This window comes from Agarivorans sp. TSD2052 (genome assembly GCF_023238625.1).
In the GTDB taxonomy this organism is placed as follows: domain Bacteria; phylum Pseudomonadota; class Gammaproteobacteria; order Enterobacterales; family Celerinatantimonadaceae; genus Agarivorans.
In genome coordinates, this window is record NZ_CP096670.1 from 2,110,218 (window position 1) to 2,136,767 (window position 26,550).

Below are 26,550 nucleotides of genomic sequence, written 5' to 3' on the forward strand. Positions count from 1 at the left end.
ATTTGCCAATGAACTTGGCGAGCTTAAACCAGATGGGCGAGGGCAATATGCTCGCTTTTCTGGATATTAAGTTTACCGAGGTGGGCGACAATTATTTAGTCGCTACTATGCCCGTTACAGATCGGGTTAAGCAACCAATGGGCTTGTTGCACGGGGGCGCTAGTGTAGTGCTAGCTGAAAGCTTAGGCAGTTGCGCGGCTTATTGTGTTGCCGGTAGCAGTGCTTTTGTCGTAGGCGTAGAGGTCAATGCTAATCATCTAAAAGCGGTACGTAGTGGTGAAGTGGTGGCTACTGCAAAACCCATTAAAATCGCTAAAACCATGCAAGTTTGGCAAATCGATATTCATCAAGCCAATGATTTAGTGTGTAGTTCACGATTAACGGTGATGGTGAAGCCAAAGTAACTTAAGGCATCCGGCTGTCTACTCAGCGTTGTACCCGTTACAGCGCTAACTTTTTCCCTAACAATTCAATATTTTCCGATTTATTGAACTTTTGTTGTATGCGGCGTCTAAGATACACACAATTATTTTGAAGATTAGGCACTTAGCGACTAACTTTGAATAAGTATTCTGCAATCAACTTAGGGATCCCTATGACATTTCGTGCATATCGCGGTCTAGCTGTTTTTGCCAGTAGCCTGTTGCTGCTCGCTTGTAACAACGACTCCGTAGAGTCCGTCAATAACTTTCCACGACCGGTTAAAGTAGAACAAGTGGAGATTGGTAAAGGGACTCGCATAAGAACCCTACCCGGTGAAACATTTGCTTCTGATACCGCTATTCTGTCTTTTCAAGTAGCGGGGCGCTTAGACGAAATCTTAGTGAAACCCGGACAATTTGTAAAAGCAGGGCAAACGCTGGCAAATTTGGACCCAGCAATGTACAACCAAGAGCATGAAGTAGCCAAAGCAAATTATCAATTAGCCAAAGTGTTATTTGACCGCTCGAAACAGTTAGTTGATAAAGGTGTTATTTCTCGTAGCGATTATGATAAATCAAAAAGCGAGTATGCAATCAGCAAGGCCGCGTTAGATAAAGCCGAAGTCAACTTAACGTATACTACTTTGCTGGCGCCTTACGATGGGCTTATCGCCAGTAAATATGCCGAGCAATTTGAATTTGTGTACGAAAAACAACAAGTGCTTAGCCTACAAACAGAATCAACCATTGATGTAAACTTTCAATTGCCTGAACGCTTAATTGGTATCTTTCAAGATGCTCGAAGAAATGGACAGTTAGCGCCTAATTTGGCGGTACAGTTTCAGGGTAGAGAGCAATGGTACACCGCTGCGCTTAAAGAATTGAGTACCGTCGCAGATCCATCTACTGCTAGTTACACCATTGTTTTAACTATGCCAATACCTGAAGAACTTAACATATTTCCGGGAATGGCTACTTTAGTGCAAATAGAATCCTCTAGTGCAGTTAGCGGAAATAAATTGCTAGTGCCGGCTGGCGGGCTCGTTGAAGAATCCGGACAGAACTTCGTGTTCATTTGGGATCCTGAAAAAAACATTGTAAACAAAAAGGCGATTACTCTAGAAAAGGGAATTGTTACTGGTGGGCTAAATGATGGTGATTGGTTAGTGCAAGCTGGGGCTCAAGAACTTAGCGACGGCCAAGCCGCCGTGCAGTGGATTAAAGAGAGAGGGCTTTAACATGCAAAATAAACTTATAATAGCTAGCTGCGCATTTGCCACTCTGTTAACTGCCTGTGGTGGTGAACAAGATATTGATTTACCCATTCAAACAGTCGAGGTATACAGCTTACCCGACACCACCAATGCGGTAGAAAGAGACTTTAATGGTATTACCCGAGCACATGATTTAGCTGAACTTTCTTTTCGTGTTGAAGGCGAAATTAAATCAATAAACATCAATAAGGGCCAAAAAGTTAAAAAGGGAGAGCTGCTAGCGTCGCTTGATAAACGCGATTACCAAATTGTAGTCGATGACCGAAAAGCCCGTTTAACCCTCACTGAGCAGCAGTTTAAACGTGCCAAAGCGTTACTCGACAAAGCGCTATTATCACAAAGCGAATATGACAAAATGCGTGCAGAGTATTTAGTCGCTTCTGCAGAGTATAAGAATGCTTTGTTAATGTTTGACTATACCGAACTGAGAGCCCCCTTTGATGGCATTATTGGAGACGTGTTTGCCGATCCTTTTGTCAATGTTCAACCTGGTTTAGCGGTATTGAGCATGCATAAAGTGGATTACGTAGAAATTGACGTGCAACTACCCGACATGATTCTCGCTGTCGCTAAATTAGGAGCAGATAGAATTAGAAGCTTAGAGGTTGAAGTTGTCTATGAAGCTTTTCCTGACAAAGTATTTAAAGCCGTGCCTTACGAACTGAATCTAGAGAAAAACCCAAGTACTCGTAGTTATATTGCTACGTTCTTAGTGCCTTTTGATAAAGAGTTTGGGGTGTTAGAAGGAATGCCGGCTAAAGTCTCAATCGACCTATCAGATTTGACCTATACCTATGACCGAGACTTTTTAGTTCCTATTGCTTCGGTGGTTATGCCTGATGGGTCTTCGATAGGTAATCAACGACCCATCGTTTGGCGTTATAAAGAAGATCACACCGTAGAGCAACAAGAAGTGGCGCTAGGAACCCTTACCGGCAACATGGTAGAAATTAATCAGGGTCTTCAAAATGGTGACGTTATTGTGTCACTTGGCGGTAATCGACTGGTTGACGGTCAAAAAGTGGTTTTAAAGAAGGATAAGCAATGAACATCGCAGGCTATTTTGTAAAAAACTCAATCATAAGTTGGATGTTCACCCTAATTTTATTGATAGGAGGGGTCTTGTCATTTAGTGGTTTAGGGCAATTGGAAGATCCCCCTTTTACGATTAAAGATGCAGTAGTGGTTACCATGTACCCCGGTGCCACTTCTACAGAAGTTGAAGAAGAAGTCACTTACCCTATTGAAAAAGCGATACAAGCACTGCCTTATGTAGACTATATAGTCTCACTTAGTACCCCCGGCATGTCGCAAATTACCGTGACCATGAAAAACACTTACGGTCCTGACGAGTTGCCGCAGATTTGGGATGAACTACGCCGTAAAGTCGGTGATATGACCTCTCAATTGCCGCCAGGTGTGTCTACACCATTAGTTAATGATGACTTTGGGGATGTTTACGGCATCATGTATATGGTGTCTGGGGAAAACTACGATTATAGAGATCTACAAGATTATGTAGATTACGTTAAACGTGAAATCGAATTAGTACCTGGTGTGGGTAAGGTAACTTTAGCAGGTGCACAGACTGAACAAGTTTTTATAGAAATTTCGATTCAAAAGCTCGCCACCTTTAATCTTGACCCAGCGCTTATTACTAGTTTGCTTAACTCTCAAAACATGGTGACATCAGCTGGTAATATAAAGATAGCCGGCGATCAGTTGACTATTAGACCCACAGGTATCTTTAAATCAGTTGAGGAGCTCGGTGACCTGATTATTCCTGGCACAACCGGTGATAAGCTGATTTACCTCAAAGACGTCGCCACAGTAAGCCGAGGTTATCAGGAGATCCCAAGCAACTTGGTAAGTTTTAATCAGCAGCAAGCGATAAATATTGGTGTGTCGTTTACCAGCGGTGTCAATGTGGTGGAAATAGGTAAAAATATTGAAACCAAACTAAACGACATTGATCACGCAAGACCCGCGGGTATGACCATTGAGTCTATGTATAACCAGCCGCAAGAAGTTGATAAGTCGGTCAGCTCATTTGTTTGGAATTTAATCTTAGCGGTGGTGATTGTCATCGTGGTGTTATTGGTGTTCATGGGCTTGAAAAGTGGCATTTTGATCGGTCTGATTTTGTTCCTAACATGTTTAGGTACATTCATACTGATGAAACAAGCCGAGATTGAACTGCAACGCATATCACTTGGGGCGCTCATTATTGCTCTCGGGATGCTAGTCGATAACGCCATTGTCGTCGTAGAAGGGATTTTAATGGGACGAAAAAAGGGCTTAAGTACCCTTGATGCGGCCCAAGAAATTGTTGGCCAAACGATGTGGCCTTTATTAGCGGCGACTATTATCGCCATTACCGCTTTTGCTCCGATTGGCTTGTCACCTGATTCCACCGGCGAATTTGCCGGTTCGTTATTTTGGGTTCTGTTGTTTTCACTGTTTCTATCTTGGATTACGGCTATCACAATTACGCCGTTCTTTGCGCAGTTGTTTTTTGGCAAAGAAGGAGATGCGCAAACCGAAGGAGATGATAACGACCCGTATAAAGGTGCCTTTTTTAATGCCTATAAAGCGCTGTTAGACTTCTGCTTACGTTTTAAATGGCCAACCCTTATCGTAGTGGTTAGTTTGTTTGTAGTGTCTGTGTTCGGCTTTGGCTATGTGAAGCAATCTTTCTTCCCACCTTCATCAACCCCGATATTTCTAGTTGACGTATGGATGCCAGAAGGTACTGATATACGTGAGACTCATCAGTCAGTATCTAGCATAGAAAACATGGCCCGACAGATAGATGCCGTTGAATTTGTTTCATCGTCGGTGGGTAAAGGTTTTCAGCGCTTTATGCTAACTTATGCTCCGGAGAAGAGTTATGGCTCTTATGCACAAATTGCAGTTAGAACCAGTGATGCTGAAACTGCAGCGGCAGCGATGTCCTCACTGCGTAAGCAGGTCGAACAGCAATTTCCTCAAGCACAGTTCAAATTTAAAAACCTTGAAATTGGTCCATCTACTGACGCCAAGATCGAAGCCCGTATTTCAGGCTCTAATCCAGATGTATTGCGCTCGATAGCTGGTGATATCAAAGCTATATTTGATAACACTCCTGGAACAGTAAACGTGCGCCATGATTGGCGTGATAGAGTTAAATACATCGAACCAAAGTTTAATGAAACCCAAGCTAGGCGTTTAGGTATAAATAAGGCGGATATAGACCAAACATTTGAGTTTGCTTTTGCCGGCACAAGTTTTGGTTTGTATCGCGAAGGCACCACTTTGCTGCCTATTGTCGGCCGTTTACCGGAAGCCGAGCGTATCGATATCGACTCCCTAGAAGGGTTACGAATTTGGAGCCCAAGTTTAAAAACTTACATTCCGATTCAACAAGTAGTGAATGGCTTTAATGTAAGATTTGAAGATCCCATTATTCAACGTCGCGACAAGAAGCGAACCTTAACAGTATTCGCAGATGCCGATTTTGAATATGATATATTGCCGGCTGAATTGTTTGCAAAGATCAAACCTCAAATTGATGCTTTAGAATTACCGTCAGGCTACGAGTTGCAGTGGGGCGGGGAATATGAGTCATCAGGGGACGCACAAGAAGCGCTATTTGCTTCGTTGCCAATGGGCTATTTGATCATGTTTATGATCACGGTGTTCTTGTTTAATTCGGTAAAGAAACCCTTGGTTATATGGTGTTGCGTACCGTTGGCTATGATAGGTATCACGTCAGGTTTACTGTTTTTAGGTAAGCCGTTTGGCTTTATGGCCTTACTAGGTATGCTCAGTTTATCGGGTATGCTACTTAAAAACGGTATCGTGTTACTAGACCAAATAAATTCTGACATTGCATCGGGTAAAGAGACGTATCAAGCGGTATTCGATTCTGCGGTTAGCCGAGTACGCCCTGTTTGTATGGCTGCTGTTACTACTATTCTTGGCGTTGCGCCGCTAATTTCAGATGTATTCTTTGAGTCAATGGCTGCAGTGGTAATGTTTGGTTTAGGTGTCGCTACGGTACTAACCTTGTTGATTGTTCCTGTGTTGTACGTGATTTTCTTTAAAATAAGCTATCGAGATTACAAGCAGTTCTAGGCATTGGATAATAGTCAGTAACAAAGGCCGAGTATAAACTCGGCCTTTTTATTAGCCGCATAACCCCATGACATATCGAACAAAAGGTCTTGCTTCTTGTAGATCAAAATATCCGTCTTTTTTGCGGGTAGTTCTTAAATACTGGTAAGTCGCGACAATCACCTTCATAACTTTCTCGTTCTCAACACTTAAGTCATGTTGTTCGGCTGCAGCTAAAGTGAGCTCGACTGCTTTTTCAAGGGCTTCCATGTCTACAACTTCAGCTTTTCGGTATTGGTAACCTTCTCCAGTCGCTAACCATTCTAACGAGCAGTTAGCCTTCTGTGCTATCTGGTTTGCCTTAGATAAACTAGGTTCGGAACCCTTTAAATATTTTCTAATTAGGCTTTCATTAAGCTCTACTTTACGGGCAAAACCACTGACACTTTGCTCACCCATCAACTCTTGTAATCTTTCGGAAAACTGACTCATTGTGACTCATTGGTTGAAACTCGAATAGTAGTACTATAGTTCGAGGTAATTAGCCTTATAGTGTTGATTCTAGGATTATAAGGAGCAAAATACCAGCTGTAAATTTACCCATAAGGAGCAATAAATGGAAAACTTGAGTGGAAAAGTCGCGATTGTCACCGGCGGTGGAAGTGGTATTGGATTGGCAATAGCAAGAGCTTTGGCAGAGCAGGGCGTAGGTGTAGTGATTAGCTCAAGAGATTTTGCCAAGCTAAAACAATCAGCGGAATGCCTAAGTAAACAGACAGGAGCGAAGGTACTCCCTTTTGCTGCTGATATACGCAGTAAGCAACAAGTACACGATCTTAAAAACTTCGCCTTAAGCCGCTTTGGAAAAATAGACATACTTGTTAACAATAGTGGCTTGGGTGTTGGCGATACCATTGAAAACTGCAGTGAAGATGATTGGGATTTGGTGGTAGACACGTGCACAAAAGGCACCTTCTTAACTAGCCAGGCTGTATTACCCCCTATGCGAGAGCAAAAAAGCGGTCATATTCTAAACATTGCATCGCAAGCAGCAAAAAATGGTTACGCCAATGCAGGTCCATATTGCGCGGCAAAGTTTGCGGTACTGGGTTTAGCTGCAGCTCTACAAGAAGAAGTAAGAGAATACGGTATCAAGGTACATAGTTTGTGTCCTGGCTTGGTTCAAGTACCAGCGCCGACGAGCGAAAGTGAAATAAAACCAGGTTGGTTGCAGGTTGAAGATCTTGCTGAATCAGCGTTGTTTGTGCTTAGACAGCCTAAACGTGTGCAGCTAGAAAATATCGGTTTGTATGGATTTTAGAGATTATCAATGAAAAGCAGCTGCAAAAGGTGGCTGTTTTGAATAATAAACTGAAAGAAGGTATAGAAAAACTAAGAGTTGGTTGCGGGAGCCGGATTTGAACCAACGACCTTCGGGTTATGAGCCCGACGAGCTACCAGACTGCTCCATCCCGCGTCCGGTCTTAGCTGATTTAGCTAAGTGAATTGAATAGTTGTTTGGCCTAGTTATTCGCGCTAGGTAATTCATACTAAAGTAAGAATTGGTTGCGGGAGCCGGATTTGAACCAACGACCTTCGGGTTATGAGCCCGACGAGCTACCAGACTGCTCCATCCCGCGTCCGGTCTTAGCTGATTTAGCTAAGTGATTTGAATAGTTGTTTGGCCTAGTTATTCGAGCTAGGTAATTCGTACTAAAGTAAGAATTGGTTGCGGGAGCCGGATTTGAACCAACGACCTTCGGGTTATGAGCCCGACGAGCTACCAGACTGCTCCATCCCGCGTCCGGTCTTAGCTGATTTAGCTAAGTGATTTGAATAGTTATTTGGCCTAGTTATTCGAGCTAGGTAATTCATACCGAAGTAAGAATTGGTTGCGGGAGCCGGATTTGAACCAACGACCTTCGGGTTATGAGCCCGACGAGCTACCAGACTGCTCCATCCCGCGTCCGGTCTTAGCTGATTTAGCTAAGTGATTTGAATAGTTATTTGGCCTAGTTATTCGAGCTAGGCAATTCATACCGAAGTAAGAATTGGTTGCGGGAGCCGGATTTGAACCAACGACCTTCGGGTTATGAGCCCGACGAGCTACCAGACTGCTCCATCCCGCGTCCGGTCTTAACTGAATCAGTTAAGTGATTTGAATAGTTATTCGGCCTAGTTATTCGAGCTAGGAAATTCGTACCGAAGTAAGAATTGGTTGCGGGAGCCGGATTTGAACCAACGACCTTCGGGTTATGAGCCCGACGAGCTACCAGACTGCTCCATCCCGCGTCCGGTCTTAACTGAATCAGTTAAGTGATTTGAATAGTTGTTCGGCCTAGTTATTCGAGCTAGGCAATTCATACCAAAGTAAGAATTGGTTGCGGGAGCCGGATTTGAACCAACGACCTTCGGGTTATGAGCCCGACGAGCTACCAGACTGCTCCATCCCGCGTCCGTTTAATGCGGAGCGGATAGTACGCAGAGAACACCAATATTACAAGAGATTATTTGCTTAATGTTATTGGTTGCCGATTATTTGTCCGTATGAGGCTTTTACTACTGATCCTTACCAAAAAAGGTATAATCGACGGGTTAAACTAATTGAGTATAAAAATGGCTGATTTTTTCGCTTCGACCGCTAAAGGTTTAGAAAGCTTGTGTTTAGATGAATTGAAAGCATTGGGCGCTGAAGAGTGCAAACAAACAATTGCAGGTGTTAGTTTTAGTTGTGATTGGCCAACGGCTTATAAAATTTGTTTGTGGACCCGATTTGCATCCCGAATATTATTACGTCTTGTTGAGACGCAGGCTGACAATGTGGATGATCTCTACAATAGTGCCCTTACCATTAACTGGGGTAAGTACTTCAACGTTGACCAGACTTTCTCGGTTCACTGTACTGGCACTAACCACTTTATCGACAACAGCCAATTTGGTGCTTTAAAAGTAAAAGATGCAATTGTTGATCAATTTAAAAACAATGTTGGCTCTAGACCAAACGTAGCTAAAACGGATGAAGATGCACGTATAGTTGTGCGTATTGCCGGTAAGCACTTAGCGATATCTCTCGACTTATCGGGAACCTCATTACATAGAAGAGGATACAGAACCGAGCAGGGGGAAGCACCAGTCCGAGAAAACTTAGCTGCAGCATTAGTTACCAGAAGTGCTTGGCAAGAAAAATACCTCGTAGACCCGATGTGTGGCTCGGGAACCATACTGATTGAAGCCGCCATGCAAGCCGCTGATATTGCCCCAGGTATACAACGTCGTTTCGGCTTTGAACGATTAAGCAACTTTGCCGCTAGTGCTTGGCAAGAAATTCAAGCAGAAGCAGAAGCACGAGCTATAAAAGGCAAGGCAGAATGTACTCAACGTTTAATCGGATATGATGTAGATAAACGAATGGTCTCCATTGCCAAGGCCAATATTGAGAGAGCGGGTTTAAGCGATTTGATATCAGTGCATGTCCACGATGCCGCTAACTTACCCAGTGCGCCCAACGAACCGGGTTTAATTCTATCTAATCCGCCTTACGGTGAGCGGTTAGGTGAGTTAACTAAACTGATAGGGCTCTTTCTATCATTTGGGGCGAGTGTTAGAGAAAATTATGCGGGGTGGCGTTTATCACTATTCACCGCGGCGCCTGAACTACTCGACTATTTACGCCTGCGTAGTGATAAACAATATAAATTTTTTAACGGCGCATTAGCTTGTGTGCTCAAAATTTACCAAATTGGTGAAGCCGGTAACTCGGAACAACGCCAATATGCTCAAGATTTTGTAAATCGCTTGTTGAAAAACAAAAAGAAATTACAGAAGTGGATCAAACGTGACAACATCACTTGCTACCGGCTGTATGACGCAGATTTGCCCGAGTATAACGTTGCGGTAGATTGCTATGAAGACTACGTGATTGTTCAGGAGTATCGCGCACCTAAAACCATTGACCCTAACAAAGCAAGACGCCGTTTATTAGATTTATTAACCGGTTTACTGCAAAGCGGTTTGGTTGATAACGATAAACTGGTGATCAAGCAGCGTGCTCAACAGAAGGGCAAACAACAGTACGAGCGAAACAGCGACGAGAAAGAACGCTTTGTTGTTAAGGAATACGGCGCTCAATTTTATGTCAATTTGACCGACTATCTCGATACGGGATTGTTTTTAGATCATCGTAATATGCGCCATTATATTCAACAGCATAGTGACAAAAAATCGGTGTTGAATCTATTTGCATACACGGGGTCTGCCAGTGTTCATGCTGCCATAGGGGGGGCTTCAAAAGTCACCACGGTAGATATGTCTAATACTTACTTAAATTGGGCAAAAGACAATTTTAGATTGAATCAATTGTCTTTGAACAAACATGAATTTATTCGTGCTGACTGTATGGCCTGGTTGAAAACTCAAATCTCGCAACGTTGGGATTTGATTTTCCTTGATCCACCTACTTTTTCTAATTCAAAGAAAATGGATGAAGTGTTTGATGTTCAAAAAGATCACGTAGATTTATTGTTGTCAGTTTCACGCCTGTTGAATCCGGGTGGGCAGCTGATATTTTCCAATAATAAGCGACAATTTAAGATCGATGCAGAAGCTTTAGCACGCCACGGTTTAAGAATAGAAAATGTCTCTAGCCAGTCGTTGTCTCCAGATTTTGAAAGAAATAAACAAATCCATAATTGTTGGATGATTCACAAGGATTAGTGTTATGACTTGGGTGTTATACAGTACCGATGGTTGCCATTTATGTGAAGATGCAAAAGCACTCATTTTGGCTAGCCCTAATATTATTGAGTTAAGCGAGCAAGATATCATCGACGACGAGTCTTTGGTTGAACAATATCGGTATAGCATTCCAGTACTTTGCCATATACCTAGTCAACAACGATTAAATTGGCCTTTTGATTCTAGCCAACTAGAACAGTTTATAGAGAGTTGTACGTGTTAGTTAATTTACAAGATGCATTATTGGCTTATGGAGATACACCACTCCTTAATAAAGCCAACCTACAAATTAATAAAGCTGAAAGGGTGTGTTTAGTGGGGCGTAATGGGGCCGGTAAAAGTACCTTGTTACAAGTTATAGAAGGTGCTGTATTACTCGATTCTGGGCAGCGTCAGCTGGTTAACGATGTCGTAATCACCAGACTTCAACAAGACCCACCAGAAGCCAGTGAACAACGTATCTTTGATTATGTAGCTGAAGGTAAGCCACATATAGGTAAGCTATTAACGGAGTTCTATCAACTCACCGCAGATATTACTGAAGACACCAGTGATAACGAGTTGAAGCGTTTACAGCATATTCAACACGAGCTCGACGTCGTCGATGGCTGGAAGTTTGATAGTGATATTCAAAAAGTACTCACCACCATTAAGCTCGATGGCAACGCAACGCTGAAGGGCTTGTCTGGTGGCTGGCTGCGGAAAGTCGCTTTAGCCAAAGCCTTAGCTGGCGAGCCCGATATATTGTTACTTGATGAACCTACTAACCACTTGGATATTAAAACCATACAATGGTTAGAAGAATTTTTGCTTAACTTTAAAGGCACTATCGTCTTTATCAGCCACGACAGAGAATTCATTCGAAAAATAGCTACCCGTATTGTAGATATTGATCGTGGAGTACTAACCTCTTGGCCAGGTAATTATGACACCTATCTAGAGGGTAAAGCCGAATGGTTACGTGTTGAAGAAGAGCAAAACGCGCTTTTCGATAAACGCCTAGCTGAAGAAGAAACATGGATTCGCCAAGGCATCAAAGCTCGTCGCACCCGCAATGAAGGCAGAGTCAGGGCCCTTAAAGCGATGCGAAATGAGCGAAGCGAACGCGTCAATCGTCAGGGCACCACCAATATGAAGATTGATGATGGTTTACGCTCTGGGAAAATTGTTTTTGAAGCAGAAAACCTTAGTTTCAGTTACGCGAATGACCAACATCCTATCATCTCGCCAGTTGATTTATTGGTGTTACGTGGCGATAAAATTGCCTTAGTCGGGGCAAACGGTTGCGGTAAATCAACGCTAATTAAAATTTTGCTTGAGCAACTGAAAGCCAGTGGCGGTAGCCTAAAAATAGGTACCAAACTCAACGTTGCCTATTTCGATCAGTATCGACAAGATATTGACCCAGAGAAAACCTTGTTAGATAACCTCGCCGGCGGTAAACAAGAAGTAGAAATAAACGGCAATAAACGGCATGTTATGGGCTACTTACAGGACTTTTTATTCCATCCTAAACGCGCATTTACACCGGTAAAAGCCTTGTCTGGAGGTGAAAAAAATCGCTTGATGCTCGCCAAGCTTTTCTTAAAACCGGCAAATTTGTTAGTACTTGATGAACCAACCAACGATTTGGATGTCGAAACGCTGGAGTTGCTTGAAGAGTTAGTAAGCCAATATCCAGGTACCGTGTTGTTGGTGAGTCATGATCGAAGTTTTATCGATAATACGGCTAGCCACGTTTGGCATTTTGATGGCCAAGGTAACATTAGTACTCACGTTGGCGGGTATTCAGAAGTAGAAAGCTATCTTGCTAAGCAATCTCAATTTGATGCGGTTAAAGTGGCTGAAAAAGTAGATGCCGCGCCACGTTCAACAAAACAAACTAAGAAGTTGTCATATAAATTGAAGCTTGAGCTTGACCAGTTACCACAAAAATTGGAAGCTGCAGAAAATTTAGTAGAGCAACTACAATTACAAGTAAATGAACCCGAGTTTTTTAATTTAGAACAGAACTTGGTTCAAACGGCATTAAGTAATCTAGCTCAAGCAGAAGAGGAATTAGAAAACCTCTACTCACGCTGGGAAGAATTGGAAGAACTTAAAAATTCATGAAGAAGTCTATTTTAAATTGCTCTATGAGCTTAGTATTCGCGCCTTTAGTTTTGTCAGCCAGTTTAGCGCATGCTGCACAAACCGAATCTTATTACCTTATTGAAGAAATCCCACTTTCTGCTGACTCAGAAACAGGGCTGGCAGAAGCTAATAGTAACCTTAGTATTACCGCCGTCAGCGAAGAAGGTGAGTATGTAGCAGGTAATGTACTTACCTTTCGCACGTCATTTCGTTTTTACGACTTTTCTGACCGCACCACTTATGACTATGGCTGTCAGTATGCCAGCGAAGTATGTCGTTTATTTTTATATGGTGATAATAGCTTTTATGAAACTTACCGCGACAGGCTAAGAGAACAGAAGTCGGTTCAGTATCTGTCTAATGTTTTGTCTTTTGTCGCCGAAAATAGTGTTAGTGGCAACCACACCGACGGTAAAAACATCCAGCCTTTACCCACTTGGGATACGGTAAAAGAAAAATTGTATGTTTTCGATGACATTAGTAATGAGATTTATACCACTGACACTCGAGTTAATAGTATCAATAATACCCTTGGCTGGGCGGTAGGTTATGATTCAGCCCCTTTTATTGACGATTCAGGCACCAGTTATACTAGAGATTTTATCCAGCGCGGCTTTGCGTATAGATTAAGTGACCAAGCAAAAGTGACACTGCTGCCCACAGCCTTTAGTACTAGCGGCGAGTTAAGCGATGAAAATGGTGGCGTGTCATCAGGATTGCAAGTTATTGAAAAAGATGGGAAAACTCTAGTTATAGGTATGGCGAGTACTGGTTATGCGGGGGGGAGTACCGACAGCTTTAATGAATGCCAAACTGGCAACAGAGAAAATTACTACCGTTGTTCAGGTTTTCATACCCAAGCTTGGGTGTGGGATATTACAGATGCTGATGATGGTGCTCAAGTCGAAGGTACTCAGTTGGTGGACGGGTATGTGCGCTCTCGTTATGGAGAAGCGGCGAGTTACAACTTATTGAAAAATGGTAATGGCAGTGTTTTTGTAGGTACATCATCAGACGATGTATACAACAGCACCAACGGCTCTCGCGGTCGTGCTGCCTTTTATACTGAGAATGAAGACGGCACTTATACCGTCAACAAAATTCCTAATATAAAAATTGATGGCGATAATAGTAACTTCGAAGATGCTGTATCCCATACATGGGCTAACGATATTAATGATTCTTCGTTAGTTATCGGAAACTTACGTTTTGTTGAAGTTAAGTCTAGAAATAGGGCAGTCGAAGGTTTTATTTACGATAATGATGAAAATTCCGATGACTACGAAAGTGTAGTTTGGCCCTTAAGAAATAAACCGTTTTCTGGCGCAAACAGTGAATTTAGCAGTATAAATAATGACGGTTTACTCGTCGGTTGGGTGGATGGTCTTGGTGAAGATCAACCTTCATACAACGGCACAACTAGGCGGCAGTCAGCTATCTTGCTAGATATTAATCGTTATAAGGAAGGTGATAGTTCTTATTTTTGGCGTTTAAATTACTTAACTTGTTATGAACAAGATGGTGAAGCAGAGATACCTTATTATCGAATTGAACATGCGACTCATATTACTGAAGAAGGCGATATTTTTGCTAGTGGCTTTCATTATGAGTCTGCCAATGATTTTATTTATGGGATTAACCCTCGAGCGGTATTACTTAAGCTAACACGTAACCCTAATGTTACCGATATTGATGACGTTGCGGCATGTCCTAATGTAGAAGAAGTTAAATATGAGCGCAAAGGCGCCAGTAGTTCACTGTGGTTGCTGTTATTGCTCCCTCTGGTTTTTGTGAGGCGCTTCAAAAAAAGCTAAATTGTCTTTTTTATGCAACAAAAAGATCAATTAGTTAGCGAGAACTAAAAAATATAGTTTTTGATCTTTGTAAAACGATAAGCGATAGTAGATCAGGAGTCCTTAGTGGCTTCTGATTTTTTTTCTGATCTTGATGAGGAATAGTCTATGAAAAGACAAAAACGCGATCGTTTAGAAAGAGCGCATGCCAAAGGTTATCAAGCAGGTTTGTCAGGTAGGTCGAAAGAAACCTGTCCGTATGGTGGAGCAGACGCAAGAGGTTATTGGTACGGTGGGTGGCGAGAGGCTGTTGAAGAACGCGTTTCAGGATTAGATGCAAATTAAAAGAAGATACAAAAAAGCCCTGATGACAGGGCTTTTTAATGCTAAATAGAATCGAAATTTAAAAAGTTGAAGTATCAGTAAATAAACCCACTTTCAAATCATTCGCAGAGTAAATTTCTCTTCCGTCGACTTCTACAACACCATTGGCTATGCCCATCACTAGCTTACGCATGATTACACGCTTCATTTGTATTTTGTAAGTGACTTTCTTAGCGGTAGGTAAAACTTGCCCGGTAAACTTAACTTCGCCTACGCCTAATGCACGACCTTTACCGGGGCCACCACTCCAACCTAAGAAGAATCCAACTAATTGCCACATTGCGTCTAGTCCAAGACAGCCAGGCATCACTGGGTCGCCAGGGAAGTGACAATCAAAAAACCATAGATCAGGTGTGATATCTAACTCAGCAATAATTTCGCCGTTACCAAATTCACCACCTTCGTGGGTAATTTTTAGGATGCGGTCCATCATTAACATATTTGGTGCTGGAAGCTTGCTATTTCCTTCACCAAATAAAAGACCTTGGCTGCAATCAAGCAGTTCTTGGCGATCGTAGCTAGTTTTACCGAGTTCTTTTTGTGAAACCTGAGTCATGAATTTTACCTTTAGAAAATTTGCCGATACTTTAGCGAACACGTGTGCGCTAAACAAGTCCGATCAGCGATTTATTTGCCAGAGTTTGATTTAGCCGAACAATTTTTTTAGTAACCATGTTAATGCACTAGGTTCTGCTTCATTCGCACCAACGAGCTTATTAATTTTGCCGTAAACAGTCTGTTCTTCAAACAGTGAGCCTGCTTTTAGCCCGAACATGATTTCAATAGCTTGATCGATGTGTTCAACCCCATAGACAGTAAACAACCCTTTTTCACAAGCTTGTATTACCTGTTCACTTAAATTGAGTTGGCTAACGTTGGCTTTAGGTAATAACACCGCGTGTTTCTCGGTGTTGCCATCTAAGGTTGCGATTCTGTAGAATCCTTCGATTTTTTCATTAATACCGCCGACTGCTAGCACGTTTCCTTTTTGATCCATTGCGCCTGTCACGGCGATATGTTGATGAAGTGGTTCATTGCTTAAGGCACTTAACATACATAAGGTACTCGCTAGCGAGGCACTGTCACCGTCTATATCTTGGTAAGACTGTTCAAAGACGATGCTGCCGGAAAGAGGGAAGTGATGATCACGTGCAAATAGGCTAGTAAGGTAACCTTGAATAATCATCATTGATTTGGCGTGGATGTTGCCTGCTAACTCAGCTTTACGTTCTACATCGGTAAAATCACCATCCCCTTGGTGGGCGCTGGCGGTAATTCTGATCGGTTCACCGAACGATAAGCCCAAGCCACTGAAATCAATCACCGATAAACCGTTAATTTGACCTACTTGTTTACCTGATACTTCAATTTTTGTTTGCTTGTCTTTGTAAGCAAGGTCACTAAACTTTTGGTGAGCGTTTATGTTTTGTTCTAGTGCATAACACGCTTGGTTAAAGCCTGCGCTATCACTGTTAAGCCCTAAATGTGCGAGTAAACGTAATGGTTTTAAAACAGCGTTAAAGTCTAAACTCAATAATTGGTTGTGTTCACAAAACTTGGTGGCGAGCTTTAATACACTTTGGTACAAGCTGGGTCCAAAACCTAGCGCTTGCTGTGTTGAAAGACAGTGCAGTTGCCCTAAGTAGTAGCCTAGGTTTTCTTTATTGGCAACGACTTCGTGAGGCAATTCTGTTTCGATTAAACTCATCTGAACGATGTCTGGATCTAACTCATACAGGTCTGCTACTGCATTGCCGTTACCAACAAAAATCACTTTTTGCTGATAAGGCATTGGGTTTGGCATGGTTGCTTGTTTAGTGCTGGTAGCCTTAGACCAAGACAAATGTTGTGTGTTGATAGAGGCCTTTAGGTCAAACCAAAGTTGAGGATCTGCTAATACATCTTCGCAACTCAACATTAAGATGCTGCCAACTGAATGGTGTAAAAGACCCAACTTAATGCTGGCGAAATCAAAGCCCTGTTTAGAGAAAGGTAAAAGCGACCCAAACAACGAGGTTCTAGAAAAATCTTGGCATACGTTTAGCCCTGGGCAATCTTGCCAAGCTTTATAATACTTAGCGATACACACCTTACTTTGGCTAGTGTCGGCGGCGAGGTATTGGCAAAGATTATGTACCGCATCGCTTAAACCTGGATCTTTTTGATAAAGGATGATTTGTTCAAGCATCGCGTTAAAATTTTGAACATGTGCAGCATTCAATAGTGCTTCATCATCAATGAATTCGTTAGCGAGTAATTCTACTGATAGCTTGTCGTTGCTAATGGTGGCTGCTAGCTTAGACATTGCCGTATTAAATGGTGATAAACAATCCTCCTTCAGCTCGAAAAACAACGGCTGAGTCGGCTGATTGGGATCAAAAAGCATTGTGTAGGTAGCTGGTTTAGTCTCTGGCAGATTGGCCGTTAAGGCGCTAATGATAGATTTTTGTTGTAAAAAACTGGGAGCTTGGCATACCAAAAAAGGCTGAACAAAGTTCTGCGAGGCAAAATAGTCGAAGCTAGCTTTTGCCACCGGTAATAAGTTTGCCCATTGCACTTGAGTGTTCACGTCAAGATTATCACATTCAAAGTGAGGGCTTAGTTGCTCAGTTGGTATCGAAAAGTCAGTCAAATTAGATTTCCAGTAAATATGTAGGGCTAAACAGAATGCCTGAATAACGCATTAAAACAGTTTGTTAACGCTTGTTTATAAGACAATAGCTGCAATCCAACCAAAAACCAATAAGGGGAGGTTGAAGTGTAAAAAAGTGGGTACCACAGTATCCCATATATGATCGTGTTGCCCGTCACTATTCAAGCCCGCAGTTGGACCTAAAGTGGAGTCGGAAGCTGGCGAACCGGCATCCCCTAGTGCTGCAGCCGTACCAACAAGCGCTACTGTGGCTAATTCAGAGAAACCTAAGGACAAAGCCAGTGGCACGTAGATAGCGGCTATGATCGGAATGGTTGAAAATGACGACCCTATACCCATCGTAATCAGTAAACCCATTATTAGTAATACAGCGGCCGCAAACATTTTGTTGCTACCCAAAATCTGCCCCACGCTGTCGACTAGGTCGGGTACGCCGCCCGTTGCTTTCATCACTCCGGCAAAACCATTTGCTGCAATCATAATGAAGCCGATAAGCGCCATCAGTTTTACGCCTTCGACAAATAGGTCTTGGCTATTCTGCGGCCGTAAACCGGCGGCTGTAGTAAGCAATAAAAATCCGCACAAAGCGCCCATAATAATCGAGCTGGTGTACACATTGACAGCAAGAGCAATCAGGATGATGGCAAGGTTAAGCCATAAACGGGGAGCACTGATGATGACTTCTGTTGAGCCTTGAGAATGTTTGCTTAGCGCTACGGACTGATAAACACGCGGTTTACGGTAGGATACAAACACAGCGATAAACAACCCACAAATCATACCGAGAGCAGGAATTGTCATGGCGATGGGTAATTGCGCTTTATCTATGGCTAAGCCGGCACTTTCGATATTGGTGTGTAACAACTGATTTAAGAAAATACTACCGAAGCCATAGGGCAACCACATATAAGTGGTGACGAGACCAAAAGTGATACAACAAGCAATGATACGGCGGTCAATATTGAGCTGGTTAAATGCTGCTAACAAAGGTGGGATCAATATTGGTATAAAAGCAATATGTACGGGCACTAAGTTTTGAGAAGATACCGCCATCAGAATGATCGCCAATAGCATCAGCCACTTAACCAAGGCCAAGCGTTTGTCGCGATGTTGATCCACGGCACTAACAATTTTGTGGGCGATTAAATCAGTTAAGCCGCTACGGGATATCGCCACAGCAAACGCCCCAAGCAAAGCATAGCTTAGGGCGATATTGGCGCCATCACCTAGGCCACCTTCAAAGCTGGCTATGGTATCAGCCAAGGGCATACCTGATACTAAGCCTCCAACGATGGCACTAATAGATAACGCTAAAACAACGTTTACCCTTAAAAGGCTTAACACCAACATTAAACAAACGGATAAAACAACGGGGTTAAACATTGTCTGTTCCTAGGTCACTATTGGCGTCTGTAGCAGGTAATGGCCACCCCCCCAGAGCTTGCCATTTGTTTACGATTAAACAAAACAGCTCAGCCGTTTTTTGTGCGTCATATAAGGCAGAATGCGCTTCATCGTTATTAAACTCTAAACCAGCTGCACGCGATGCTTTGGCTAACACTGTTTGTCCTAGCGCCAAAGCGCTAATACTGGTGGTATCAAAACTGACAAATGGGTGAAAAGGATTACGTTTTATTTTACAGCGTTCTACTGCCGCATTAAAAAAGCCCATATCAAACGCAGCGTTATGTGCCACCATGACCGCTCGGTTACAGCCATGGGCTTTTAAGGCCTTGCGGATGGGTTTAAACATTTCTTTTAGCGCGGTATCTTCAGTTACCGCACCCCGTAAGGGGTTTTCAGGATCGATCCCGGTGAATTCTAAGGCTGCTTTCTCAAGATTAGCGCCAACAAAAGGCTCAACGTTAAACTGAACGCTTTCAGCCACATAAAGCTCTCCGGCATCATTAAAACTGAGCAAACAGGCTGCTATTTCTAACAATGCATCGGTGTTTGCGTTAAAGCCGGCGGTTTCGATGTCGATAACGACAGGGTAATAGCCTCTAAAACGGCTAGACATAAGCTGGGTAGTACGTTCTGTTATGGTCATAATGTGGCTAACTGTGCATATAGGCGCGCATTATTACAAAAGCTGAAAAGAATCGCGAATTTGCTTTAAAGATAATTGGCTGAATGCCGATAATTTATCTAGAAGAGAGGATTTCTGCTAATGAAACGTTATTTGTTGTTAACTCTGGCACTACACGCGGCCTCGTCACATGCTTATGTGCGCAACTATTCTGCGTCACTGGATGATTCTACTTGGGTGATCTCAAATAAAACGCCAATAGAATGCCGTATGGACCATTTTATTCCATCTTTTGGTGTCGCTAGCTTCGTCAGTAAAGCCTCTAAAGACGTTAATCTAGATTTCTATTTAGACATGTACAAAATTTCGGCTGAAACCCATCAAGTCTCTCTCCGTAGTGTTCCTCCATTGTGGAAGCCAGGTGCAAGTTCAAGACAAATTAGTGAGTTGTCCTTTTACCAGCAGTTCGACGGTTATGTCGCGGCACAACCGGCTTGGCAGATGTTAAGTGAACTTGAAGATGGAAACGTGCCTACTTTTTACTTTGACGATTGGTACGCGAATAATAAAACAACCGCTGTCGGTATTTCGTCAATTAACTTCAAACAACAATATAATGATTTCCTTAAGTGCGTAGGGCGCTTATTACCGTATTCCTTTGATGACATCGCCTTCACGGTATTAACCTATAAAAGTAATAGTGATGAACTGACTCCTCGTTCTCAGAAACGGCTTCAATTGATAGGTAATTATGTAAAACATGACCCTGAGATAGACGTGGTATTGGTTGATGCTTACACCGATAGTTATGGTGGAAAATGGCTCAATCAGGAACTCTCCGAGAAACGAGCTAACTGGGTGAAAAGTTACTTTAAGTCGAGTGGTTTAGATGAAAGCGTGATCGAAGTTTCCGCCCATGGTGAACGACGCCACGTTGCTACTAATAGCAATATTCGTGGTCGGGATCGAAACCGCAGGGTAGTGATATCTTTAGGAAAAGACCTACTATAATGTTGTGGAGCTTACAGCTCCACCTTATCTTTAAACTCACACAAATCTTCAATAATACAACTACCACAACGGGGTTTGCGGGCTATGCAGGTATAACGCCCGTGTAAGATAAGCCAATGATGCACATCAACCTTAAACTCGGCAGGAACAACTTTAATCAGTTTCTCTTCAACCTCTTTAACGTTTTTACCCATAGCAAATTTTGTACGATTAGACACGCGGTCGATATGGGTGTCTACGGCTATTGTTGGCCATCCAAAAGCAGTGTTAAGGACAACATTAGCGGTTTTTCTACCAACGCCAGGTAAGGCTTCTAGGGCTTCTCTATTCTCGGGTACGATGCCGTTATGCTGTTCAAGCAGAATTTTGCAGGTCTTAATGAGGTTTTCAGCTTTTGAGTTAAATAGCCCAATGGTTTTGATGTAACCCTTCAGTTGCTCTACGCCTAAATCATAAATAGCTTGAGGGGTATTCGCTACGGGGTAAAGCTTGTCGGTAGCTTTGTTTACCGACACGTCGGTAGCCTGGGCTGATAATAGTACCGCAGCCAATAATTCAAAAGGGCTACTAAAGTTTAGCTCTGTGGTGGGGTGAGGATTGTTATCACGAAGCCGAGTGAGGATTTCTAAGCGCTTTTGTTTGTTCATAGTTGCTGAGTACTTTCCGTGGTGGTTACTGCGGTTTGTTGTTTGGCTTGTACACGGTTATCAATAATGTTTTTAAGCGCAATGATGAACCCCATCACTAGAAATGCGCCGGGTGGTAAGACTGCGACTAAAAAGTGTTCATTAAAATCAATCAATTGAACATAGAGAAATGAAGCCCAGTCTCCTAGTAGTAACTCAATCCCGTAGAATAGACTGCCATTGCCTAATAACTCTCTTATTGCCCCTACAAGCGCTAAAACCAAACCAAAACCAAGACCCATCATTAATCCGTCAAAAGCGGCTGCTTTTACTTGGTTTCGCGCTGCAAAGGCTTCAGCCCGACCAATAATTATGCAGTTGGTGACGATTAAGGGTATAAAAATTCCTAGGTTTTGATACAAGCCGTAAGTATAGGCATTCATGAGTAACTGAATACAGGTAACAAATGAAGCTATCACCATGACAAACACAGGAATTCGAATTTCTTTAGCAACCCATTTTCTAATCAGGGAAACGGTAGTATTAGAGGCAACCAACACCAACATGGTTGCTAGGCCTAAGCCCAGGGCGTTGGTTAACGTAGAGGTGACTGCAAGCAGTGGGCATAAACCAAGCAGTTGCACTAAGCCGGGATTGTTTTTCCAAAGGCCTTGCCACGCTAATTTTTTATATTCAGTCATTGCAGTCCTTAACACCCTTCGGCTAGCTGTTCTATTTTTTGTTGATTACGTGAATGGTAAACCAACACATTCTTCACCGCTTTAACCACCGCTCTAGGCGTAATGGTTGCGCCGGTAAATGCATCATATTGTCCGCCATCTTTTTTCACCGCCCATCGTGTATCCGTTTCGCTTAACAGCTGCTGTTGCTCGAACTGGTAGATCCAATCCGATTTACGGGTTTCAATTTTATCACCTAAACCTGGCGTCTCGTTATGCTGTACTACTCTTACGCCGCTAACCGTTCCGTTTACATTGATTCCGACCAATAGTCGAATGGCTCCACTATAGCCATCGGGTGCGGTAACCTGATAAACATAGGCCTTGGTTTGATCATCCATGGTGATTAAGCGAATTGAGTGAGGTTTATCAGTGCCCAAATATTGCTGGTTAATATCTTGGTAACAACGTTGAGTATAGAGGCTCGCTGCTAATGAGGCTGATAGCACTTCGTTGGTGGACCTCAGTAATTGCTTTTGTACCTGCTCTTCGATGCGCGGTTCAGTAAAGTAATTGACGATTACAACCAACAGGGTACAAGCGAAAGCAAACAGGGCCAACATGCCAGCATTCTTCGTTACAGATTGACGTTTAGTCGTCATTTTTTACTTCCTTCGCCGTAACCATAAACCCTCGGTTTGGTGAAATGATCTATCATTGGTACCGCCATGTTGCTGAGTAACACCGCGAAGGCAATAGCATCGGGATAACCACCATAGTTACGGATGACAAATACCAGTAATGCCACCAGCGAGGCGTAAATTAAGCGTCCTCGATTACTGGTTGCAGCGCTGACGGGATCGGTAAGAATGAAGAATGCGCCAATCATAGTTGCACCCGAGAATAGCTGAATAAGTGTCGGGATCGAATGATCAGGATTTATCGCACTCGATAATAAACTGAGTAGCAGTAAAGTGCCCAGAAAGCCTACCGGTATATGCCAACGAATCACTTTTAAATAAACCAGCGCTAAACCGCCTAACAAATAGGCTAAGTTAATCCATTGCCAACCTATTCCAGCTAAGCGACCAAATACCGCATGACTCGCAATTTCGGTTGAAGTAAAGCCCAACGTTAACTGAGTTTTCATTTCATCTAAAGGTGTTGCGATAGTGTGGCCATCAATGCTTGCGATTTGTTTAATGCTAAAACCATCTAGTGTAAAGCTACTAAAAATAAGTGAGATACCATCTACACTACTCAAGCTTTCCGTCAGTAAGCTTTGCGGAGGCATCCAGCTGGTCATCGTGACTGGGAAAGAAACTAATAACAATACGTAGGCGGCCATGGCGGGGTTAAAGATATTATGGCCTAACCCGCCGTATAGGTGCTTAACCACTAAAATGGCAAAACTACTCCCTATAATGGTTATCCACCAAGGCGCGTAAGCCGGCATGGCTAAACCTATAAGTACACCGGTTACTAGGGCGCTATTGTCACTGAGCGTTGCCCACACAGGGCGTTTACGCAGTATCATAACAAGCGCTTCACTGAATATTGCCATGAGGCTAGCCAATAAAACTTGAACTAAGGTACCTATGCCAAAAAAATAGCTTTGCACCAATAAACCCGGCACCAAGCATAAAATAACCCAAAACATTAAGGTGTTGGTTTTAAGTGGTGTTCGGACAAACGGAGAGCTTTGAATTTTGTTATTACTCATCGTTTAGTTTCTCTTCGTTTTGTTGATTGGCGAGTTTTTTGGCTTTGGCTCGAGCGACAGCAGCCGCTACGGCAGGGTTAACTTTTTTCTCTGCTTGTTGAGATACGGCTGCAGTTTCTGCTGTTTTAGCTGACTTTTTGGCTTTGGCTCGAGCGACAGCAGCCGCTACGGCAGGGTTAACTTTTTTCTCTGCTTGTTGAGATACGTCTGCGGTTTCTGCTGTTTCAGCTGACTTTTTGGCTTTGGCTCGAGCGACAGCAGCCGCTACGGCAGGGTTAACTTTTTTCTCTGCTTGTTGAGATACGTCTGCAGTTTCTGCTGTTTCAGCTGACTTTTTGGCTTTGGCTCGAGCGACAGCAGCCGCTACGGCAGGGTTAACCTTTTTCTCTGCTTGTTGAGATACGTCAGCAGTCTCTGCTGTTTCAGCTAACTTTTTGGCTTTGGCTCGAGCGACAGCAGCCGCTACGGCAGGGTTAACCTTTTTCTCTGCTTGTTGGTTGGCTTCTGCAGGCTCAGAGAGATGCTTGGCGTCGAGTTTTTTCGCTTTAGCTCTTGCAATAGCAGCGTCTACAGCGGGGTTTGTCGCTTTAGCGCTGGTCTCTTCCTTAGCTTCTTCCGCAACCGGTTTACCCGCTGCCTTTTTAGCTTTGGCACGCGCAATAGCCGCTGCAACGGCGGGATTAGACGATTGGCTGTTGGTATCTTCTGTCGTACTGTCAGCGTCAGTCTGGTTAATACTCTTTTTAGCCTTTGCACGAGCAATCGCGGCCGCCACTGCAGGGTTAGACGAGCCCGCATTATTTTGTTTTTCTGCTCGGCGTTTAGCCTTGCGGGCTTCTCGCTGAGCAATGGCATCTTGGTTGTCGGGGATCCATTCGCCAGTTTCTGTTTGTATTGCGTTTGGCGCTTCAGTGCCTTTTTGTTTAACGCGAGCGAGAGCCGCAGCGACCGGATCGGGTTTCGAGCTACTGGTGTCGCTAGTTGTTTGGCTCTGTCTACGCAATGCTGCTTGTTGGTGTTTAGCTTTACGTTCTTGCTTGGCTTTCTCTAAACGAGCTTGGCGAGCATCAAAGCGTTGCTTGGCTATATCAGCCTCTTGTTGAGCGACGTCTTCGGCTTTAATCTTGGCTTTAGATGTTCGGTAGTGTTGCACTAAAGAAATTTGGCTAGGGCATACGAAGGCGCAAGCACCGCATTCGATACAGTCCATCATGTTGAAATCACGTGCTTTTGATAAGTCGTTACCTTGAGCGAACCAATATAGTTGCTGGGGTAATAAACCCATAGGACAGGCTTGCGCGCATTCGCCACAGCGAATGCATGGGGATTCTTTAGCGGCTGCTTGAGGGTCATTAACGATTAAGCAGTTAGTGGTTTTTACTACCGGAGCCGAGTTACTTGGTAGCATAAAGCCCATCATTGAGCCGCCCATAATTGTTGGAGTGGTACTGGCTGCTTGTAATTTGTTCGCTATCACGTCAGCCACCGAGGTGCCAATAGGTACCCAATAATTGCTCGGAGAGGTAACTAAATCACCGGCTAAGGTAACAACTCGAGATATCAGAGGCTCCCCAAGTGCAACCGCGCGATGTATTGCATAAGCGGTACCTACGTTTTGAACCAGCATTCCTAGGTCTAGCGGTAATTGCTGAGCAGCAACTTCTTTACCTGTGAGCACTTGGATTAACTGTTTTTCTCCACCAGAGGGATACTTAGTCGGTATACTTCGAATAACAATGCTTTCATCGGTATTCGCCTCTAGCGCATGAATAGCCGCGGGCTTATCGTCTTCAACCGCGATTATAGTGAGTTGAGGTTTAAGTACTTTCTGTAGTAATCGAACACCTTTGATAATCTCTTCAGCATAATTTTGCATTAAACAATCATCGGCCGAGATATAAGGTTCACACTCTGCGCCATTGATAATCAATACGTCTAGTGGCTTATGTGGAGTGATCTTTAATGCAGTAGGAAAACCTGCTCCACCCATGCCTGAAATGCCAGATTGGTGAACCCGTTGGCAGATTAACTCTGGTGTTTGTTGTTCTTCAGTTAAAGGGGCCGGCCATTGTGCATCTTGTTGCTCTGAATCCACCTTAATCACTACGCTCAGCTCTGGTATTGCCGATGCATGAGCGCTCACTCTTGGTTCGATAGCAATCACTTCGCCAGCGCACGAAGCATGAACTGGCGGAGCTTGGAAAAATTGCGATTGTGTCAATGCTTGACCACGCAAAACTTTTTCGCCAATCGACACTAATAATTTTCCGGCACTACCAATATGCTGCTGTACAGGAATACTCAATATTTCGGGGTCAGCGATGCGTTCTGGTATATCACAGTTAATGTTTTGCTTATTGGTTTCAGGATGCACACCACCTTGGTAGCCCCAAGTGAAACCTTGTTTAATTTTTTCTATCCAAGCAACCATCTATTTTTGTTCCTCAATGATTGCTACGTCAATTTGGTTTAGTTGCCAATCCCAGTTTTTAGTCGTCGTAGGCAAGGCACGCATTTCAATACAATCTGTAGGGCAGGGAGCAACACACAACTCACAACCGGTACACTCTTTAGTAATTACCGTATGCATATGTTTATTCGCGCCCATTATCGCGTCTACTGGACAGGCTTGGATACATTTTGTACAACCTATGCAAGCATCTTCAATAATAAAGGCCACTTTTTTTCGGTCATCATCTTTAACCGCTGATTCATCCAGTGGAATGGCTTCAACACCTAATAACTCGGCTATTTTAGCGACTGTTTCTTCTCCGCCAGGAGGACACTTATTGATGGCTTCGCCATTGGCAATGGCTTCAGCGTAGGGTTTGCAGCCGGGGTGACCACACTGCCCACATTGAGTTTGTGGTAGTAAGGCTTCTACTTGATCGGCAATCGGATTGCCTTCGACTTTATATTTGATCGCGGCGTAGCCTAAAATGGCGCCAAATATCAAAGCTAATAGGGTGATTGCTACTAGGGCTTCTAACATA

Annotated in this window: 22 protein-coding genes and 7 tRNA genes; 11 read left to right on the plus strand and 18 right to left on the minus strand. The window is 43.3% G+C overall.

Going from position 1 to position 26,550, the window contains the following annotated elements; genetic code table 11:
• The first annotated feature begins 8 nt into the window (after positions 1-8).
• The 4 genes from M0C34_RS09520 (at position 9) to M0C34_RS09535 (ending at position 5,812) form a co-directional block, all read left to right on the plus strand.
• The gene (locus M0C34_RS09520; protein WP_248715390.1) at positions 9-404 is read left to right on the plus strand and encodes a hotdog fold thioesterase; all 396 of its coding nucleotides are present in this window, start codon (positions 9-11) and stop codon (positions 402-404) included.
• 191 nt (positions 405-595) lie between these two features.
• The gene (locus tag M0C34_RS09525) at positions 596-1,660 is read left to right on the plus strand and encodes an efflux RND transporter periplasmic adaptor subunit (protein WP_248715391.1); all 1,065 of its coding nucleotides are present in this window, start codon (positions 596-598) and stop codon (positions 1,658-1,660) included.
• A 1-nt stretch (position 1,661) separates the two neighbouring features.
• Positions 1,662-2,744, plus strand: coding sequence for an efflux RND transporter periplasmic adaptor subunit (locus M0C34_RS09530; RefSeq protein WP_248715392.1), 1,083 nt, complete (start codon positions 1,662-1,664; stop codon positions 2,742-2,744).
• Complete coding sequence (locus M0C34_RS09535; protein ID WP_248715393.1) at positions 2,741-5,812, plus strand: efflux RND transporter permease subunit; 3,072 nt, start codon at positions 2,741-2,743, stop codon at positions 5,810-5,812. Before M0C34_RS09530 ends, M0C34_RS09535 begins: the two co-directional genes overlap by 4 nt.
• 51 nt (positions 5,813-5,863) lie before the next feature.
• Here M0C34_RS09535 and M0C34_RS09540 read toward each other — a convergent pair whose 3' ends face one another.
• Positions 5,864-6,283 (minus strand): helix-turn-helix domain-containing protein, encoded by a 420-nt coding sequence (locus M0C34_RS09540; protein ID WP_248715394.1) that lies wholly within the window; start codon positions 6,281-6,283, stop codon positions 5,864-5,866.
• Positions 6,284-6,407: 124 nt separating this feature from the next.
• Here M0C34_RS09540 and M0C34_RS09545 point away from each other — a divergent pair, with 124 nt between their 5' ends.
• A complete protein-coding gene (locus tag M0C34_RS09545; RefSeq protein ID WP_248715395.1) occupies positions 6,408-7,112 on the plus strand; it encodes an SDR family oxidoreductase in 705 nt (234 codons plus the stop codon).
• Positions 7,113-7,191: 79 nt separating this feature from the next.
• On the opposite strand, the gene M0C34_RS09550 is transcribed toward M0C34_RS09545, so the two are convergent.
• From M0C34_RS09550 to M0C34_RS09580, 7 genes are all read right to left on the minus strand, one after another.
• Positions 7,192-7,268 (minus strand) — tRNA-Met (locus M0C34_RS09550).
• An 86-nt stretch (positions 7,269-7,354) separates the two neighbouring features.
• Positions 7,355-7,431, minus strand: a tRNA-Met gene (locus M0C34_RS09555).
• A gap of 86 nt (positions 7,432-7,517) precedes the next feature.
• Positions 7,518-7,594, minus strand: a tRNA-Met gene (locus M0C34_RS09560).
• Between the two features lie 86 nt (positions 7,595-7,680).
• Positions 7,681-7,757, minus strand: a tRNA-Met gene (locus M0C34_RS09565).
• An 86-nt stretch (positions 7,758-7,843) separates the two neighbouring features.
• A tRNA-Met gene (locus M0C34_RS09570) sits at positions 7,844-7,920 on the minus strand.
• Between the two features lie 86 nt (positions 7,921-8,006).
• Positions 8,007-8,083, minus strand: a tRNA-Met gene (locus M0C34_RS09575).
• A gap of 86 nt (positions 8,084-8,169) precedes the next feature.
• Positions 8,170-8,246, minus strand: a tRNA-Met gene (locus M0C34_RS09580).
• Positions 8,247-8,407: 161 nt separating this feature from the next.
• On the opposite strand from M0C34_RS09580, the gene rlmKL reads away from it, so the two are divergent.
• From rlmKL to rmf, 5 genes are all read left to right on the plus strand, one after another.
• On the plus strand, positions 8,408-10,504 hold the full coding sequence (gene rlmKL, locus M0C34_RS09585; RefSeq protein WP_248715396.1) for a bifunctional 23S rRNA (guanine(2069)-N(7))-methyltransferase RlmK/23S rRNA (guanine(2445)-N(2))-methyltransferase RlmL: 2,097 nt from the start codon (positions 8,408-8,410) through the stop codon (positions 10,502-10,504).
• Between the two features lie 4 nt (positions 10,505-10,508).
• Positions 10,509-10,748, plus strand: coding sequence for a glutaredoxin family protein (locus tag M0C34_RS09590; protein WP_248715397.1), 240 nt, complete (start codon positions 10,509-10,511; stop codon positions 10,746-10,748).
• A complete protein-coding gene (uup, locus tag M0C34_RS09595) occupies positions 10,742-12,637 on the plus strand; it encodes an ATP-binding cassette ATPase Uup (protein ID WP_248715398.1) in 1,896 nt (631 codons plus the stop codon). The genes M0C34_RS09590 and uup overlap by 7 nt, the downstream gene beginning before the upstream one ends.
• Positions 12,634-14,472 carry a DUF3466 family protein gene (locus M0C34_RS09600; protein ID WP_248715399.1) on the plus strand — a complete coding sequence of 613 codons (1,839 nt, stop codon included), beginning with the start codon at positions 12,634-12,636 and terminating at the stop codon, positions 14,470-14,472. Before uup ends, M0C34_RS09600 begins: the two co-directional genes overlap by 4 nt.
• Before the next feature lie 147 nt (positions 14,473-14,619).
• Complete coding sequence (gene rmf, locus M0C34_RS09605; RefSeq protein ID WP_248715400.1) at positions 14,620-14,796, plus strand: ribosome modulation factor; 177 nt, start codon at positions 14,620-14,622, stop codon at positions 14,794-14,796.
• Between the two features lie 58 nt (positions 14,797-14,854).
• Here the strand turns inward: rmf and fabA are convergent, their stop codons facing one another.
• From fabA to rnt, 4 genes are all read right to left on the minus strand, one after another.
• On the minus strand, positions 14,855-15,391 hold the full coding sequence (fabA, locus tag M0C34_RS09610) for a bifunctional 3-hydroxydecanoyl-ACP dehydratase/trans-2-decenoyl-ACP isomerase (protein ID WP_248715401.1): 537 nt from the start codon (positions 15,389-15,391) through the stop codon (positions 14,855-14,857).
• Between the two features lie 90 nt (positions 15,392-15,481).
• Positions 15,482-17,467 (minus strand): AAA family ATPase, encoded by a 1,986-nt coding sequence (locus tag M0C34_RS09615; protein WP_248715402.1) that lies wholly within the window; start codon positions 17,465-17,467, stop codon positions 15,482-15,484.
• 75 nt (positions 17,468-17,542) lie between these two features.
• A complete protein-coding gene (locus M0C34_RS09620) occupies positions 17,543-18,871 on the minus strand; it encodes a Na+/H+ antiporter family protein (RefSeq protein ID WP_248715403.1) in 1,329 nt (442 codons plus the stop codon).
• Complete coding sequence (gene rnt, locus M0C34_RS09625; protein ID WP_248715404.1) at positions 18,864-19,538, minus strand: ribonuclease T; 675 nt, start codon at positions 19,536-19,538, stop codon at positions 18,864-18,866. The genes M0C34_RS09620 and rnt overlap by 8 nt, the downstream gene beginning before the upstream one ends.
• 120 nt (positions 19,539-19,658) lie before the next feature.
• Here rnt and M0C34_RS09630 point away from each other — a divergent pair, with 120 nt between their 5' ends.
• Positions 19,659-20,528 carry a flagellar protein MotY gene (locus tag M0C34_RS09630; RefSeq protein WP_248715405.1) on the plus strand — a complete coding sequence of 290 codons (870 nt, stop codon included), beginning with the start codon at positions 19,659-19,661 and terminating at the stop codon, positions 20,526-20,528.
• Between the two features lie 11 nt (positions 20,529-20,539).
• Here M0C34_RS09630 and nth read toward each other — a convergent pair whose 3' ends face one another.
• From nth to rsxB, 6 genes are read right to left on the minus strand one after another with little or no spacing between them, the layout of a single operon-like run.
• Complete coding sequence (gene nth, locus M0C34_RS09635) at positions 20,540-21,175, minus strand: endonuclease III (RefSeq protein WP_248715406.1); 636 nt, start codon at positions 21,173-21,175, stop codon at positions 20,540-20,542.
• Positions 21,172-21,855, minus strand: a complete 684-nt coding sequence (locus M0C34_RS09640; protein WP_248715407.1) for an electron transport complex subunit E — start codon at positions 21,853-21,855, stop codon at positions 21,172-21,174. Before M0C34_RS09640 ends, nth begins: the two co-directional genes overlap by 4 nt.
• A gap of 8 nt (positions 21,856-21,863) precedes the next feature.
• Complete coding sequence (rsxG, locus tag M0C34_RS09645) at positions 21,864-22,496, minus strand: electron transport complex subunit RsxG (RefSeq protein WP_248715408.1); 633 nt, start codon at positions 22,494-22,496, stop codon at positions 21,864-21,866.
• Positions 22,493-23,557, minus strand: coding sequence for an electron transport complex subunit RsxD (gene rsxD, locus M0C34_RS09650; RefSeq protein ID WP_248715409.1), 1,065 nt, complete (start codon positions 23,555-23,557; stop codon positions 22,493-22,495). The genes rsxG and rsxD overlap by 4 nt, the downstream gene beginning before the upstream one ends.
• Positions 23,550-25,988: an electron transport complex subunit RsxC gene (gene rsxC, locus M0C34_RS09655; protein WP_248715410.1), complete on the minus strand. Its 2,439-nt coding sequence runs from the start codon at positions 25,986-25,988 to the stop codon at positions 23,550-23,552. The genes rsxD and rsxC overlap by 8 nt, the downstream gene beginning before the upstream one ends.
• A complete protein-coding gene (gene rsxB, locus M0C34_RS09660) occupies positions 25,989-26,549 on the minus strand; it encodes an electron transport complex subunit RsxB (RefSeq protein WP_248715411.1) in 561 nt (186 codons plus the stop codon).
• Position 26,550 lies beyond the last annotated feature (1 nt).

Coding starts and splice junctions, on each gene's coding strand:
- rmf (WP_248715400.1), top strand. CDS start 14,620: ATGAAAAGACAAAAACGCGATCGTTTAGAAAGAGCGCATGCCAAAGGT.
- M0C34_RS09525 (WP_248715391.1), top strand. CDS start 596: ATGACATTTCGTGCATATCGCGGTCTAGCTGTTTTTGCCAGTAGCCTG.
- M0C34_RS09545 (WP_248715395.1), top strand. CDS start 6,408: ATGGAAAACTTGAGTGGAAAAGTCGCGATTGTCACCGGCGGTGGAAGT.
- M0C34_RS09535 (WP_248715393.1), top strand. CDS start 2,741: ATGAACATCGCAGGCTATTTTGTAAAAAACTCAATCATAAGTTGGATG.
- M0C34_RS09530 (WP_248715392.1), top strand. CDS start 1,662: ATGCAAAATAAACTTATAATAGCTAGCTGCGCATTTGCCACTCTGTTA.
- M0C34_RS09620 (WP_248715403.1), bottom strand. CDS start 18,871: ATGTTTAACCCCGTTGTTTTATCCGTTTGTTTAATGTTGGTGTTAAGC.
- M0C34_RS09630 (WP_248715405.1), top strand. CDS start 19,659: ATGAAACGTTATTTGTTGTTAACTCTGGCACTACACGCGGCCTCGTCA.
- rsxD (WP_248715409.1), bottom strand. CDS start 23,557: ATGAGTAATAACAAAATTCAAAGCTCTCCGTTTGTCCGAACACCACTT.
- M0C34_RS09520 (WP_248715390.1), top strand. CDS start 9: ATGAACTTGGCGAGCTTAAACCAGATGGGCGAGGGCAATATGCTCGCT.
- rsxC (WP_248715410.1), bottom strand. CDS start 25,988: ATGGTTGCTTGGATAGAAAAAATTAAACAAGGTTTCACTTGGGGCTAC.
- M0C34_RS09640 (WP_248715407.1), bottom strand. CDS start 21,855: ATGACTGAATATAAAAAATTAGCGTGGCAAGGCCTTTGGAAAAACAAT.
- nth (WP_248715406.1), bottom strand. CDS start 21,175: ATGAACAAACAAAAGCGCTTAGAAATCCTCACTCGGCTTCGTGATAAC.
- M0C34_RS09590 (WP_248715397.1), top strand. CDS start 10,509: ATGACTTGGGTGTTATACAGTACCGATGGTTGCCATTTATGTGAAGAT.
- rnt (WP_248715404.1), bottom strand. CDS start 19,538: ATGACCATAACAGAACGTACTACCCAGCTTATGTCTAGCCGTTTTAGA.
- rsxB (WP_248715411.1), bottom strand. CDS start 26,549: ATGTTAGAAGCCCTAGTAGCAATCACCCTATTAGCTTTGATATTTGGC.
- rlmKL (WP_248715396.1), top strand. CDS start 8,408: ATGGCTGATTTTTTCGCTTCGACCGCTAAAGGTTTAGAAAGCTTGTGT.
- rsxG (WP_248715408.1), bottom strand. CDS start 22,496: ATGACGACTAAACGTCAATCTGTAACGAAGAATGCTGGCATGTTGGCC.
- M0C34_RS09540 (WP_248715394.1), bottom strand. CDS start 6,283: ATGAGTCAGTTTTCCGAAAGATTACAAGAGTTGATGGGTGAGCAAAGT.
- M0C34_RS09600 (WP_248715399.1), top strand. CDS start 12,634: ATGAAGAAGTCTATTTTAAATTGCTCTATGAGCTTAGTATTCGCGCCT.
- fabA (WP_248715401.1), bottom strand. CDS start 15,391: ATGACTCAGGTTTCACAAAAAGAACTCGGTAAAACTAGCTACGATCGC.